Source organism: Telluria sp. ZB4P37 (assembly GCF_059685855.1).
This window is the reverse complement of sequence record NZ_JCASID010000006.1, coordinates 186432-200821: the sequence shown is the minus strand read 5'-3', so window position 1 is coordinate 200821 and position 14390 is coordinate 186432. Positions and strand designations below refer to the sequence as shown.

The following is a 14390-nucleotide window of genomic DNA, read 5'->3' as shown; positions in this document are numbered from 1 at the left end:
CGAGGCTCCCCATTGGTATTCGCAGGGCTGCTTCCCGGCCCCCCGGCCCGGTGCAGCCCCAGATGCCGGCTTACTCTTTCGAGCCGCCGCGGTTGCCGCCCTGCGGGCCTTGGCGGCCCTTGGCCGGCGAGCTCGAGCGCGAAGCGCCGCCCGAACCGGCGCTGGCTGACTGGCGGTTGCCATGGCTCATGCTGCCTGCGCGGCGAGCTTCTTCCGAAGTGAATTCGTGCGCGGTGCCCTTGGCGTGGGCGGCCTTGCCACCCTGGCTGGCGATTTCACGCTGCCGGGCCGGATCCATCGATGCGAAACCGCGGTTGCGGGTGCCGCTGCTCTGGCTGTTACCACCCTGGTTGCTTCCTTGCTTGTTACCCTGGTTACTCGAGGCCATGATCATCTTCTCCCTGTTCACTTTTGAACCGCCGCTTCGTGCGGCAGGCTTTGCCGCCCGCAAGTCGTTCCCCGATGAGCGGACGGCGAAAGTCATCTTAGGCACGCCTGATTGATGAGGGTATAGGACACTTTCAGATGACTTTGTAGGACTTCACGCGACAGAAAATGCACCAGTGAAAGTTCCCTTCCAGTCGACAACAAACCCTTCAGTAAGAGTCCTACACAGCACCCCTACGTCTTCCTATACTGAATCGACGCGGGCACGCGCATGATGGCAATATCAGGCGGCGCTGGTCATGGCCTTATGCGGCCGCGCCGCCGCACATACAAAGGAGTCGATATGGATGCGAACCAACGTAGCGAGGTCAATAACCAGACTAATAACGGCGCGAATGAAAAATGGACGCCTGGCTCCAAGGGCAACACTACCACTGGCCCGATGGATCATACCTACCCCAAAGGAGCAAACCAGCAGCAATCCATCCGAGGGGATAACGAAATGGCCGGGCAAGATCCGTCCCGCATGGGCCAGCAGGACGTCGCCGCTGAAGATGGTGGCCGTGCCGGCAACGAGAGCACGCTGGCCGGCGCGGTGCAAGCCGACCTGCCGGGCGGCTCGATGCAGAGCCAGCAGACCGGCGGCACCGGCCCGCAGCAAGGCATCACCGACAGCCACCAGCGCCAGATGGAACAACACTCCGGCGCCTGGGGCATGCTCGAGCAACCGGTGGGCCGCCGCGACAAGCATTCCGGCACCGACCTGCATGCGCATCCCGCGACCCAGCAGGGAAATAGCCAGGCCGCACAAGCGATGAACCCGCAAAACCCGGCGCAGCCGGAACTGCAGGGCGGTTCGCTCGGTCGCCATCATGACGTGGCGCCGGGTACCTACCAGGCCCCGGCGGGACCGGGCTTTTATTCCAACCAGCAAAGCGCCATGCGTGGCGGCGAAGGGACAGGCATGGCGACACCACATCAGCAGGGAAATACGCAGCAGGGCAACGCACAGCAAGGCAATGCGCAGCAAGGCAATGCCCAGAAGAGCACCGACCGCGGCGGCTCGCAGACCGGCACCGGCGCGCGCGATGCCGGCAGCCGTGACGTGCACCAGTCGAACGACGTCTCCGGCGGCCTGCCGCGCAGCCCCGGCAACAGCGGCCCGACCAGCGACGAGCCGGGCTGGCTGCCGGCGCAGAGCGTGGATGCGGAAAAGAATCCGGTGCGCGATTCAAACGACCTGGGCGGCGGACTGCCGAAGAGCCCGGCGGGTGCGAACCAGCTGGCGGGCGACCGCAAGATGGATGATGACACCGGATTCTCGCGGGGTTGATGGGGCTGTGTGACCGTTTCATCGAATGGGCGGCCGTGCCGCCCATTCTTCATGGGCTTACGGCGCCGTGTAGCTCGTCTTCACGGTCGTAAAGAACTCCACTGCATGACTGCCTTGTTCGCGCGGGCCGTAGCTCGATGCCTTGGTGCCGCCGAAGGGCACGTGGTAATCCACGCCAGCAGTCGGCAAATTAACCATCACCATCCCCGCTTTCGCATGCCGCTTGAAGTGGCTGGCGTGCTTGAGCGAAGTCGTGCAGATGCCTGCGGTCAGGCCGAACTCGGTATCGTTGGCCAGCGCCAGCGCGTGTTCATAGCCCTTGGCCGGGATCACCGATGCCACCGGGCCGAAGATTTCTTCGCGCGCATGCCGCATGCCGGGATCGCAATCGGCGAATAATGCCGGACTGAGGAAATAACCATCGGTCTCGCGCTGCAGGCGCTCGCCGCCGCAGACCAGGCGCGCCCCCTCTTCCTTCGCAATCCCGATATACGACAAGTCCTGCTCCAGCTGCGAGGCGTCGACCACCGGACCGATATCGATCCCCTGCCCCAGGGCGTGCCCGACTTTGAGCGCCGCCATACGCCCGGCCATCGTATCGACGAAGCGACCGTACACGGCTTCGTCGACGATCAGGCGCGACGAGGCCGTGCAGCGCTGGCCGGTGGAAAAGAAGGCGCCCTGGATCGCCGCATTGACGGCAACATCCAGGTCGGCATCGGCCAGCACCACCAGCGGGTTCTTGCCGCCCATTTCCAGCTGTACGCGAGCCCGGCGCCGCGCGCAGGCCAGCATCACGCGCTCGCCGGTAGCAGTCGAGCCGGTAAAGCTGATCGCGTTCACCCTTGTGTCGTTCAGCATGGTTTCGCCCACCACCCTGCCCGGCCCCATCGCCAGGTTGAAAACGCCCGGCGGCAGGCCCGCGCGGCTGATGATCTCGGCCAGCGCCCAGGCGCTGCCCGGCACGATCTCGGCCGGCTTGAACACGACCGTGTTGCCGTAGGCCAGTGCCGGTGCGATCTTCCAGGCCGGGATCGCAATCGGGAAATTCCACGGCGCGATGATGCCGACCACGCCGACCGGCTCGCGCGTGACGTCGACCTCGACACCGGGCCGCACCGACGCCAGCCGGTCGCCGCGCACGCGCAGCGCTTCCTGGGCATAGAACTTGAAGATCGCGCCGGCGCGGCCGACCTCGCCGATGGCTTCCGGCAGCGTCTTGCCCTCTTCGCGCGCCAGCAGGTTGCCCAGCTCGCTCTTGCGGGCCAGCAGCTCGCTGCCGATTGCGTCGAGCGCGTCGGCACGCATTTGCACGCCGGACATCGCCCAGCCGGGCGCCGCCGCATGGGCCGCCGCCACGGCCAGCGCGGCGTGTTCGGCGCCGGCGCTGGCGTACTCGCCGACCACGTCGCTGCGATCGGACGGGCTGCGCGTAGTGATGGACGTGGCGCCGTCAAGCCAGCGGCCGTCGATATACAGTTGTTTCATGTCGCTCCTGTTGTCATGAAAAACACAAGCGGCCAGTGTAGCAAACCACAGCCTGCACGGGTTCGCCAGCAATTTCGCGTTCAGGGCCCGACCGGCCCGGACCTTGATCCACCTCCAAGCCGCATCACGACAAAGGAACCCGGCCGTACCCGTCCACTCCAACCCCAGGCAACAGGCCCTGTCGTCCGCACATCGCGACGGTAGAGGCCGCCTGAAGACCTGGAGACAAAACATGCCGGCAATGAAGGATGACGCAAGCATCGCGGTATCGGTAGTCGTGCCCGCCTGCGGCCGGATGGACCTGCTCGACCGCTGCCTGGACGCCCTGGTGCGCCAGCAGGTCGACCCGCACAGCTATGAAATCGTCGTCATCGATGACGAGCCCAACCATAACACCCTGCACCTGGTGGCCGGCTGGCGCACCCGCACGCTCGACCGCGGGCCACGGCTGAGCTACATCGCCAATCCCGGCCCCAACGGTCCCGCCGCTGCGCGCAACCGCGGCTGGCGCACTGCGCGCGCCCGCATCGTCGCCTTCACCAGCGACGAAGCCGTGCCCGAGCCCGGCTGGCTGGCCGCCGGCCTGGCGGCTTTGCACGACAGCACCGAAGTCGTCTGCGGACGCATCCAGACGCTGGTCCCACCCCGCCCCGCCGATGGGCGGCGCAGCGTGCGCGAGCACGAAGCGGCCGATTTCACCAGCGCCAGCTGCTTCTTCCGCAAGTCCGTGCTCGAGCGCCTCGGCGGCTTCGACGAGCGCTTCAATGTCCCGCGCGGAACCGATGCCGACATGTACTTCCGCCTGCTCGAACACGGCGTCGCCATCGGGCAGGCGCCAAAGGCGCTGGTCCTGCACCCGATCGGGCCGGCGCCATGGGGCGCTAGCCTGCTGCAGGTGCGCGACGCCGAGTCCGACGCCCTGCTGTACAAGAAGCACCCGGCACTGTACCGCCAGAAGGTCGAGCCCCGCCCCGCCTGGGACAATTACCTGGTGGCCGGCGTGCTGCTGGTCGCCCTGCTCAGCGCCCTGCTCGGCATGGCGGTCATGGCGGCGCTGGCCTTTGGCGCCTGGCTGCTGCTCACCGCCCGCCGCTGCGCCCATAGCCTGCGCGGCGCGGCGCATACCCCCTCCCACGTGGCCGAAATGATCGTCACCTCGGCCCTGCTGCCGCCCTTGTGCGTGTTCTGGCGCCTTGCCGGGGCGGTGCGCTACCGCGTCCGCTTCGCGTGAGACCGCCATGCCGAGGGAGCCAAGATGAGACTCAACGATGTCCAGGGCATTCCCGCGCCGCGCGCGCCTGGCCGGCGCCTGCACATCGCCCTCGTCAGCGACTGCGCCGCCCCCGGCACAAGGCCGGGGGGCATCGTCTGTAGCAGCCGACACCTCTACGTCCGCCAGCTCGCCCACGAACTTGCCCGCACCGGTCATCTGGTCGACATCTTCACGCGCCGCGACGCGCCCGGACAGCCGCAGGTGGTGCGACTGAACGACAGCATCCGCCTCATCCACGTCCCGGCCGGACCGCCCGGCTACGTGCCGAACGAGCTGATGCTCGCGCACGTCGACGCGTTCTCGCGTTTCGTCGCGCGCTTCATGCGGCGCCGGAGCGGCCACTACGACATCGTGCATGCAAACTTCTTCATGGCCGGCATGGTTGCCCAGCATCTGAAGGAGGCGCTGGATATTCCCTTCGTGGTGACCTTCCCCGCGCTCGAGCGGGCACATCGGCGCGCCCAGGTTGCGGCCGATGCCGTTACCATCGCCTGCATCCGCATCGAAAGCAAGCTCATGCGCGCGGCCGACCGCATCATTGCCGACTGCCTGCAAGACCGCGCCGACATGGCGCAGCTGCATGGCCTGCCTTCCTCTCGCATCGAGATCGCACCCTGCGGCTTTTCGCCAGGCGAACTGTGGCCGGTGCCGATGATGGAAGCCCGTGCCCGCCTCGGCCTGGACCCGCATCGTTTCACCGTGCTCCAGCTGGGGCGCCTGGTGCCCCGCAAGGGCGTCGATACCGTCATCCAGGGCCTGGCCATGCTGCGGCACCGGCACGGGCTCGATGCGCAGTTGCTGGTGGTGGGCGGGGACGCGGGCAGCGGGCCTGGTGGCAATGCGGCTGCCAATGCCGACAGCAATGCCGGCGGTGCCATCCGAAGGGATGGCCCCGAGCTGGCACGGCTCCGCCACCTCGCGGCCGACCTCGGCATCGCGACGCAGGTGCGCTTCACGGGCCAGCAGCCGCGCACCGCGCTGCGCGACTGGTACAGCGCTGCCAACGTATTCGCCAACACGCCCTGGTATGAACCCTGTGGCATCACCCCGGTGGAAGCAATGGCCTGCGCACGTCCCGTGATCGGCTCCGAAGTCGGCGGCATGAAGAGCAAGGTCGACGACGGCGTGACCGGCTTCCTCGTTCCCTCGCGCGATCCCGAAGCATTGGCCGGGCGCCTGGCGCGGCTGCATCGCCAGCCGGACCTGGCGCGCGCCATGGGCGAGGCCGGCCGGCGCCGCGCCTGCGAGCACTACACCTGGCACCACGTCGCCGCGCGGCTGCTTGCCATCTACGCCGACGTGCTGGACGACACCCGGCTGGCTGCGGGTCCCGCCATTCTTACAACCTGAGGAAGCCGACGAGCATGACGATAAGCATTTCCTTTTCCACGCCGGGCGAGCCGGTCCCTGCCGCCGACATGGCGGGCAATCCGGAATCATCCTCCGGGCGCACGAAGGCTTTGCCACGACGCCGGCAACGACAAGCGTTCCCGGCATGAAGGCGGTTTTCTTCGACCAGGACGGCACCCTGGTGGACGACGTGCCGTATAACGTCGAGCCGCGCCGCATCCGGCTCGTCAGCGGCGCCGGCGCCGCGCTGCGGCTTCTGGCCAGGCTCGATTACCGCTTCTTCGTCGTCACCAACCAGTCCGGCATCGCGCACGGCTGCTTTGGCGAAGACGCGATGGGCCCGGTCGCCGACCGGCTGGCCGACCTGCTGTTCCGCGAAAACCTGACCATGGAAGGCTTTTACTATTGCCCGCATCACCCGCTCGGCACGGTCGGCGACTACGCCATGGTGTGCGCCTGCCGCAAGCCCTCGCCCGGCATGCTGATGAAGGCGGCCAACGAGCATGGCATCGACTTGCGCTCATCGTGGATGGTGGGCGACATCCTGCACGACGTGGAAGCCGGCAACCGCGCGGGGTGCCGGACCCTGCTGATCGATAACGGCAACGAAACCGAATGGCGGCTGGGACCGCGCCGGGTACCCACGCGCATGGCGCCGGATTTGTATGCGGCAGCGGTGCTGATTGCCGGCCACGAAGCGGCGCGCTGACACTCGCCCGGCAAGAAGATGATGAAATGCCCGCTATACCGGCATGAACATCGCCGGCTTGGGGTTCCCAATGTGGATCCGATCCGGTCATTTTCGGCCTACGCAACCGCGGGAAATGATTTGTACTACGCTTCCTTACGCCAGATAATCAGGCAAACATGCACTATGGGTTGAATGCCATTGACGGCTACCGAGTGACTTCTCGTTTTCTCATTCCCTTATTGTTGTCGAAGATACTTACAAGCTCTAGAACAATCCAATCCACGTTTTCGCAGAGCGCTGATTATTAAGAGAAAACTACCGCTGGCACAGTCGTTGCTCAGTTTTGGTTACTTCAACTAATCAAGGATTGGTATGCGTCTCTCTCAAGCGCTAATCGGCGTTGCAATCGCAACGTTGCACGTGAGCGTACATGCGTCGCTCATCAATCCCGATGAGTACAAGACGTCTTCGCAGACATGGCTGAAACTGTCCGAAACAGTCGGCCTGAGCATGAATGATTTCAACAACGGCGCTGGCGGCTGGAATACCATGTACCGCCTCGCCTCGAGACAGGAAATCGCGCTGATGCTGCAAGGATTGGGCATTTCGGAAGGCGACTCCGGGTGGAGGACCACAGTACCGGGAGCAAGCAACTTCATCTATCAGTTGGGCGGTACGGTTCCCGGCACCGGTTACGCGGGGACCTGGAGTTCCAACGGCCACCAAGGCGCGAGCGGCATGGGGCTAGGCTGGTCCGTGAGTGCCATCCTCGGCAACGGCGAGCAGGGCAACCCTTTGAGCGATAGCTGCCCGGCCTATACCAACTGTGCGCGCATCGTTGCGACAGCCGTGAATGTCTCGCCATTCAATGCGGCGCCGATAACGGGACTGTTCGTGGTGCGCATACCAGAACCCGGCACCCTCGCCTTGTTCGGCCTGGCCGGCGGCCTGCTGGCCCTCCAGCGGCGCCGCAGCCGTCAGTGACGGCATGAAGGGCTGTGCAGCCTGAAACAAAAAAAGGGTTGGAAACAATGTTTCCAACCCTTTTTTTGATCCACCGCAGACTGGTGAATCCAGGCCCGTACCGAAGGCCGGATCAACTCAAGCGCATTTGAAATTAATTTCCGACAAAGGCATGCGCGCGAACGGGATGGCATTCTTTGCAGTGCAATCGATCAGCGTCATCGCCTTCCCACGCTTGGCGCAGAATGCATGTGCTTCGATCAGCAGGTCGGCTTTCACACTGGCGCCGGATACGAAGACACCACCGGCACTTTTTTTAGCCAGCATAAAGGTATCGGTTCCGGTAGCGATTGGTCCGCTCGATGCGCAGCCGATCAGCGACATCGACGCCTCGCACATCGACATAATTTTCTTTATCTTTTTCCTGGTTCGGTATCCTGGCGTGCCATGGGGCCGCCGCAAAGCGAGGTGCCTGTTATTCATGGATCACAAATAATACTTGCGCCCGCCCTGTCATACACAACAGCTGCATTCGGCCAGACATAAAAAAACAGCACCGATATTAGATGATCATCTAATACACAGTGCTGTTTCCATACAGCTTACGCTGCAAGTATCTGATTCTATTGGTCGGGGCGAGAGGATTCGAACCTCCGACCCCGTGCACCCCATGCACGTACGCTACCAGGCTGCGCTACGCCCCGACTAGCTGGGAATTATATCAGAGCTCGTCCGAAACTCCCGATTTTTTGTTATGGATATGCAACGGTTTTTTTGCGCTTGCGCAGGGGCGTGGCACCTGCCGCCGCACCGGATCGCGGCAGCGCAGGACGCCCTACTTCCAATCCCCGCGCAGCGCCAGTACCTGCTCCTGCAAATGCTCCGGCGATGCCGCATCCGGCTCCACCGGCTTGCCGACCGCCAGCGACAGCTTCGAGCGGATCCCGCGCGCGAACGAGCGCTCGAAGAGATTGGTCGAATCGCGCGTGAACACGCTGCCCCACAGTCCGCGCAGCGCCATCGGGATCACCGGCACCTTGCTGCGCTCGACGATCCTGGCGATGCCGCCGCGGAACTCGTTGATCTCGCCGGTGTTGGTCAGTTTCCCCTCCGGGAAGATGCAGACCAGTTCGCCCTGGTGCAGCGCCTCGGCGATGTCGATGAAGGCGCGTTCCATCAGGAACGGGTCTTCCTTGGCCGGCGCGATCGGGATCGCCTTGGCAGCGCGGAAGATCCAGCCGAGGAAAGGCGTCTTGAAAATGCGGTGGTCCATCACGAAGCGGATCGGGCGCGGGCTGGCGGCGCCGATCACCAGCGCATCCACATACGACACGTGATTGCAGACCAGTACCGCCGCACCCTGCTCGGGAATGCGGTGGGCGTCGACCGTGCGCACGCGGTAGCCGGTATGGATCAGCATCCAGGCCAGGAAGCGCATCAGGAATTCCGGCACCAGCGAGAAGATGTAGACGGCCACGCAGGCGTTGAGCAGCGCGGTCACGAGGAACATTTCGGGAATGGTGAAGCCCTGCCCGAGCAGCAGGATGGCCACGCCGGCCGCCGCCACCATGAAGATCGCATTCAGGATGTTCATGCCCGCAATGGTGCGCGAGACGTGTTTCGGGTCGCAGCGGGTCTGGATCAGGGCGAACAGCGGCACGATGAAGAAGCCGCCGAACACGCCGATCAGCACCAGGTCGGCCAGGATGCGCCACATGCCCGGCAATGCGACCAGGGCAAATGCGTCGACGGTGACGGTATTCGTATAGCCCATGCTGGCGAAATACAGGTCGACGCCGAACACCGACAGGCCGATCGACCCAAAAGGCACCAGGCCGATCTCGACCTTGTGCCCCGACAGCTTTTCGCACAGCAGCGAGCCGGTGCCGATGCCGAGCGAAAACACGGTCAGCAGCAGCACGAACACGCTATGGTCGCCGTGCAGGTAGTCCTTGGCATACACCGGGAATTGCGACAGCAGCAGTGCACCATAGAACCAGAACCAGGAATTGCCCAGCATCGACAGGAAGACGGTGCGGTTCTGGCGCGAGAACTTCAGGTTGCGCACCGATTCGGCGAACGGGTTGCGGCTGATTCTCAGTTCCGGCGCCGGCGCGGGGGAAGGCGGGATACGCGAACTCGCCAGCAGGCCCAGCACCGCGCAGAACAGCGTGCCACCGGCAACCAGGTGAATGCCCCAGGGCTTGTAGGCGACCAGCATGGCGCCGGCCACTTCGCCCAGCAGGATGCCGACAAAGGTCCCCATTTCGATCACGCCATTGCCGCCCACCAGCTCTTCGGGTTTCAACTGCTGCGGCAGGTAAGCATATTTCACCGGGCCGAACAGCGTCGAATGCACGCCCATGCCGACCACGGCGGCCACCAGCAGCCACAGCGTGTGGGTCATCCAGCCGATGCCGGCCACGAGCATGATCACGATTTCCAGCAGCTTGACAAACCTTGCCAGCTGCGCCTTGTCGAATTTGTCTGCGACCTGCCCGGCAGTGGCCGAAAACAGCACGAAGGGCAGGATGAACAGGCCGGGGATCAGGTTGTTCAGCAGCGATGGGCTGACGCTCGTCCAGCTCAGCGCGTCATAGGTCAGCACCACCAGCAACGCGGTCTTGAACAAATTGTCGTTGAAGGCGCCCAGGAACTGGGTCCAGAAGAAAGGACCGAAACGGCGCTGCGTCAGCAGGAAAAACTGGCTCGATTGGCTCATGCGTCACGTCGTTGAATGAAGAATGGTCGGAATGTACAGCAAGCGCGAAGCTTACAGGAGAGGCCTGGCCAACTTATTGCCCTCTCTCATCATTAAGTTTCCGATACTAATCCGTAAAGTCTCGACTGGCGATACCGGTTGGATAAAAGGCATAGACCGCGGCCAGCCACAAGCGGCGACCCGACTGGATCCGGGGAGTTGGAATGCCGATTGAAACCGCTCAAGCCAGCCTGCATACGTCAGATTTGTGCAGCGCAGCGCGGGTAGAATCCGCAGATGACCTCTTCCGACTTTCTCCTCCGCTACGCCAGTGTGACAACCGCACTGTTCGACCACATCGAACACGACATGCTGGCACTTGCCTCCGCCTTCATCGACGATGACGAGCCTCCTTCCACACCTTTTCAGGGTGCCATGCCGGCGCATTGCCCGCTGCCGCTGGACATTCCGCTGTCCTGAGGCATGCCGGCCAATCTGGCCGACCCGGCAAAAAAAATGATTCGGTTTAGCGCCACAGGCCGCCAAATCCGAATCATGTTTGCGCCATCAACTGGCGGTAAGGGTCAGGCCAGGGTTTCCAGGCGGATGCGGGTGACCTTGCCAATCACGGCCGGCAAGGCTTCGATCTTGGCGATGGCCGCATCGATATTCTTTTCGCGCGTCTGGTGGGTCAGCATGATGATGTCCAGGTTGACCTGGTTGCCCGGCTCCTTTTGCAGCACGGCGTCGATCGAGATGCCGCCCTCGGCCAGGATGCGGGTCAGGTCGGCCATCACGCCGAGCTGGTCCTTCACATACACGCGCAGATAGTAGCTGGTGGTGATCTCGGCCATCGGCATGATGGCGACGTCGGTCATCTCGTTCGGCTGGAAGGCCAAATGCGGCACGCGGCAGTAAGGGTCGACCGTGGCCAGGCGGGTGACGTCGACCAGGTCGGCAATCACGGCGGACGCCGTCGGTTCCGAGCCGGCGCCCTTGCCGTAATACAGCGAAGCGCCGACGGCATCGGCCTGCACCAGCACGGCATTCATCGCGCCTTCCACGTTGGCGATCAGGCGCGCATTCGGGATCAGGGTCGGGTGCACGCGCAGCTCGATGCCCTCGCCTGCTTCGGTGCGGGTGCGGCGGGTGATGCCCAGCAGCTTGATGCGGTAGCCCAGTTGCTCGGCGTAGCGGATATCGACTGCCTGCAGCTGGCTGATGCCTTCGATATAGGCCTTGTCGAACTGCACCGGGATGCCGAAGGCAATCGCCGACATGATGGTGAGCTTGTGCGCCGCGTCTACGCCTTCGATGTCGAAGGTCGGGTCGGCTTCCGCATAGCCCAGCTCCTGTGCCTGCTTGAGCACGGTGGCGAAGTCCAGGCCCTTCTCGCGCATTTCCGACAGGATGAAATTGGTGGTGCCGTTGATGATGCCGGCCACCGATTCGATGCGGTTCGCGGTCAGGCCTTCGCGCAACGCCTTGATGATCGGCACGCCGCCGGCCACCGCCGCCTCGAAGGCCACCATCACGCCCTTGTCCTGGGCGGCGGCAAAGATTTCGTTGCCGTGCAGCGCCAGCAGCGCCTTGTTGGCCGTCACGACATGCTTGCCGTTGGCAATGGCTTTTAAAACCAGTTCACGTGGCAGCTCGACGCCGCCGATCAGCTCGACGACGATGTCGATGTCCGGGCTGTTCACGATCGCGAAGGGATCGGACACGACTTCCACCCCGTTGCCGGTCAGTGCACGGGCTCGCTCGGTATCGCGCGCGGCCACCATCGTGATTTCGATACCGCGGCCGGCGCGACGCCGGATGTCTTCCTGGTTGCGCTGCAGGACGTTGAAGGTGCCGGCACCGACGGTGCCGATGCCCAGGAGGCCAACTCGGATGGGTTTCATGATTGTGGTTCTTCTCAAGGGGTCTAACGCGCGTGGCGCCGCCGGTAGCCGTCGAGGAAGCGCGCAATGCGTCCGCAGGCATCCGTCAGGTCGTCGGAATTGGGCAGGAACACCAGCCGGAAGTGATCCGGGGCGATCCAGTTAAAGCCGGTGCCTTGCACCAGCAGCACTTTTTCCTCGGACAGCAGTTCGCAGATGAACTGCTGGTCGTCCGCGATCGGGTACATCTTCGGATCGAGGCGCGGGAACATGTACAGCGCCGCTTTTGGCTTGACGCAGGACACACCCGGAATATCGGTAAGCAGTTTATGGGCAAGGTCGCGCTGCTTCAACAGGCGCCCACCGGGGCCGACCAGGTCGGCGATGCTCTGGTAGCCGCCGAGCGCGGTCTGGATCGCGTACTGGCCCGGCGCATTGGCGCACAGGCGCATCGAGGCCAGCATGTTCAGGCCTTCGATATAGTCTTTCGCGTGGCGCTTCTCGCCCGAGACCACCATCCAGCCGGCACGGTAGCCGCAGGAGCGGTAGTTCTTCGACAGGCCGTTCAAAGTAACGAACAGCACGTCGTCGGCCAGCGAGGCCATCGATACGTGTTCCTCGCCGTCGTACAAAGTCTTGTCGTAGATCTCGTCGGCATAGACGATCAGCTGGTGCTGGCGTGCCAGCTCGATGATCTCGAGCAGGATTTCGCGCGGATACAGGGCGCCGGTCGGGTTGTTCGGGTTGATGACGACGATCGCGCGCGTGTTCGGCGTAATCTTGCGGCGCATGTCCTCGATGTCGGGCAGCCAGCCGGCGCCTTCGTCGCAGATGTAATGCTTCGGGGCGCCGCCGGCCAGGCTCACGGCCGCGGTCCACAGCGGATAGTCGGGCGCCGGCACCAGCACCTCGTCGCCGGTATTGAGCAGGCCCTGCATCGCCATGACGATCAGTTCCGATGCGCCATTGCCAAGGTAGATGTCGTCGATGCCCACGCCCAGGATGTTTTTGCCCTGGGTGTAGTGCATGACGGCCTTGCGCGGCGCGAACATGCCCTTCGAATCGGTGTAGCCGGCCGCGCCGTGCATGTTGCGGATCATGTCGTGCACGATCTCGTCGGGCGGGTCGAAGCCGAACACGGCGAGGTTGCCGATGTTGAGCTTGATGATCTTCTGGCCGTCGTCTTCCATGGCCCGGGCCTGTTCCAGGGCGGGACCGCGGATTTCGTAGCAGACGTCGTCCAGCTTGTTCGATTTCAGAATCGGTCGCAAAGTATCCCCTGGCTCATCGTCTGTTGTGCGCCTGCTTTTGTTGCAGTGCGAAAAAATACCATTCTGCCGAAAGCGCAGGATTTAAGCAACCTCGCCTCTCCGGGTACAATGGACGCCAGTTACGGACCCTTCGGTTCGCCCATTTCGCTACCGCATCTACCTACCCGTTCGCGCCACGATGAAGCTCCATTCCGACAACACCCAGCAATACCAGACCGTCACCGGCTACGATGCCGGCGGGGTCGAGATCAATGCCCAGCGCTTCGACTTCAGCTTGACCGTCATGCCCGAAGTGCCGCCTCGCCCCTGGGAAGTGGCGCGCTTCGAAGACTTGGCCGCCCTTCACTTCGAGCAAATTGCCGCGGACAACCCGGACGTGGTCGTACTCGGCACCGGCGAGCGCCAGCGCTTCGTGCACCCGCGTCTGACCACCAGCCTGTCCGATAAACGCATCGGGGTCGAGTGCATGGACAGCCACGCCGCCTGCCGCACCTACAACATCCTGATGGGCGAAGGCCGCAAGGTCACGCTGGCCCTGATCATCGACGGCGCCGCCGGAACCTAGAGCGCCACGGCAAGGCATGCCCGCGCTGCAGTGCGGGATTGCCGGTCCTGCCCCCAACAATAACAAGAACATGAATTCTTCGGCCTTTGCCTTCATCATCAGCGGCGTCATCCTGAACGCCGCGGCCCAGCTCCTGCTCAAGGCCGGCACCAATGCCCTCGGCGGCGCCATCCATCTCACCCGCGACAACTGGCTGCTCACCAGCCTGAAAGTCGCCACCCAATGGCCGATCGTGCTCGGGCTGGTGTGCTACGGCGTGTCGCTGGTGGTCTGGATCCTTGGTTTGTCGCGCACCGACGTCACGGTTGCCTATCCGATGCTCTCGCTCGGCTACGTCATCGGCGCGGTTGGCGCCTGGATGTTCCTGGGCGAAGTGATCTCGCCCCAGCGCATGCTGGCCATCGGCGTGATCATGCTGGGCGTGTTGCTGCTGGCGCGTAGTTGAAATCGAAATAAATTCCAGTTTGCATCTTGAATAAATTAAA

The 14390-nt window shown here is 63.7% G+C and carries 14 protein-coding genes and 1 tRNA gene; 8 read left to right on the top strand and 7 right to left on the bottom strand.

Annotated elements, in window-relative coordinates; all coding sequences use genetic code 11:
• Positions 1–70 precede the first annotated feature (70 nt).
• Positions 71–388: a KGG domain-containing protein gene (locus AC56K1_RS12830; protein WP_497158226.1), complete on the bottom strand. Its 318-nt coding sequence runs from the start codon at positions 386–388 to the stop codon at positions 71–73.
• A gap of 501 nt (positions 389–889) precedes the next feature.
• On the opposite strand from AC56K1_RS12830, the gene AC56K1_RS12825 reads away from it, so the two are divergent.
• On the top strand, positions 890–1720 hold the full coding sequence (locus tag AC56K1_RS12825; protein ID WP_497158225.1) for a hypothetical protein: 831 nt from the start codon (positions 890–892) through the stop codon (positions 1718–1720).
• A 57-nt stretch (positions 1721–1777) separates the two neighbouring features.
• On the opposite strand, the gene AC56K1_RS12820 is transcribed toward AC56K1_RS12825, so the two are convergent.
• Positions 1778–3208, bottom strand: a complete 1431-nt coding sequence (locus tag AC56K1_RS12820; protein ID WP_497158224.1) for an aldehyde dehydrogenase family protein — start codon at positions 3206–3208, stop codon at positions 1778–1780.
• Between the two features lie 232 nt (positions 3209–3440).
• On the opposite strand from AC56K1_RS12820, the gene AC56K1_RS12815 reads away from it, so the two are divergent.
• From AC56K1_RS12815 to AC56K1_RS12800, 4 genes are all read left to right on the top strand, one after another.
• Positions 3441–4439 (top strand): glycosyltransferase family 2 protein, encoded by a 999-nt coding sequence (locus tag AC56K1_RS12815; RefSeq protein WP_497158223.1) that lies wholly within the window; start codon positions 3441–3443, stop codon positions 4437–4439.
• 24 nt (positions 4440–4463) lie between these two features.
• Complete coding sequence (locus AC56K1_RS12810) at positions 4464–5831, top strand: glycosyltransferase (RefSeq protein WP_497158222.1); 1368 nt, start codon at positions 4464–4466, stop codon at positions 5829–5831.
• A gap of 145 nt (positions 5832–5976) precedes the next feature.
• On the top strand, positions 5977–6540 hold the full coding sequence (locus tag AC56K1_RS12805; protein ID WP_497158221.1) for a D-glycero-alpha-D-manno-heptose-1,7-bisphosphate 7-phosphatase: 564 nt from the start codon (positions 5977–5979) through the stop codon (positions 6538–6540).
• Positions 6541–6894: 354 nt separating this feature from the next.
• A complete protein-coding gene (locus tag AC56K1_RS12800; protein ID WP_497158220.1) occupies positions 6895–7506 on the top strand; it encodes a PEP-CTERM sorting domain-containing protein in 612 nt (203 codons plus the stop codon).
• Between the two features lie 117 nt (positions 7507–7623).
• Here AC56K1_RS12800 and AC56K1_RS12795 read toward each other — a convergent pair whose 3' ends face one another.
• From AC56K1_RS12795 to AC56K1_RS12785, 3 genes are all read right to left on the bottom strand, one after another.
• Complete coding sequence (locus tag AC56K1_RS12795; RefSeq protein ID WP_497158219.1) at positions 7624–7890, bottom strand: hypothetical protein; 267 nt, start codon at positions 7888–7890, stop codon at positions 7624–7626.
• A 222-nt stretch (positions 7891–8112) separates the two neighbouring features.
• A tRNA-Pro gene (locus AC56K1_RS12790) sits at positions 8113–8189 on the bottom strand.
• Positions 8190–8320: 131 nt separating this feature from the next.
• Positions 8321–10207, bottom strand: a complete 1887-nt coding sequence (locus AC56K1_RS12785; protein ID WP_497158218.1) for an MFS transporter — start codon at positions 10205–10207, stop codon at positions 8321–8323.
• A gap of 276 nt (positions 10208–10483) precedes the next feature.
• Here AC56K1_RS12785 and AC56K1_RS12780 point away from each other — a divergent pair, with 276 nt between their 5' ends.
• Positions 10484–10666: a hypothetical protein gene (locus AC56K1_RS12780; protein WP_497158217.1), complete on the top strand. Its 183-nt coding sequence runs from the start codon at positions 10484–10486 to the stop codon at positions 10664–10666.
• Between the two features lie 104 nt (positions 10667–10770).
• Here AC56K1_RS12780 and AC56K1_RS12775 read toward each other — a convergent pair whose 3' ends face one another.
• Positions 10771–12090, bottom strand: coding sequence for a homoserine dehydrogenase (locus AC56K1_RS12775; RefSeq protein WP_497158216.1), 1320 nt, complete (start codon positions 12088–12090; stop codon positions 10771–10773).
• Positions 12091–12113: 23 nt separating this feature from the next.
• The gene (locus tag AC56K1_RS12770; protein WP_497158215.1) at positions 12114–13340 is read right to left on the bottom strand and encodes a pyridoxal phosphate-dependent aminotransferase; all 1227 of its coding nucleotides are present in this window, start codon (positions 13338–13340) and stop codon (positions 12114–12116) included.
• A 178-nt stretch (positions 13341–13518) separates the two neighbouring features.
• Here AC56K1_RS12770 and AC56K1_RS12765 point away from each other — a divergent pair, with 178 nt between their 5' ends.
• Both AC56K1_RS12765 and AC56K1_RS12760 read left to right on the top strand, forming a co-directional pair.
• On the top strand, positions 13519–13905 hold the full coding sequence (locus tag AC56K1_RS12765; RefSeq protein ID WP_497158214.1) for an Mth938-like domain-containing protein: 387 nt from the start codon (positions 13519–13521) through the stop codon (positions 13903–13905).
• A 70-nt stretch (positions 13906–13975) separates the two neighbouring features.
• Positions 13976–14350: an SMR family transporter gene (locus AC56K1_RS12760; RefSeq protein ID WP_497158213.1), complete on the top strand. Its 375-nt coding sequence runs from the start codon at positions 13976–13978 to the stop codon at positions 14348–14350.
• Positions 14351–14390 lie beyond the last annotated feature (40 nt).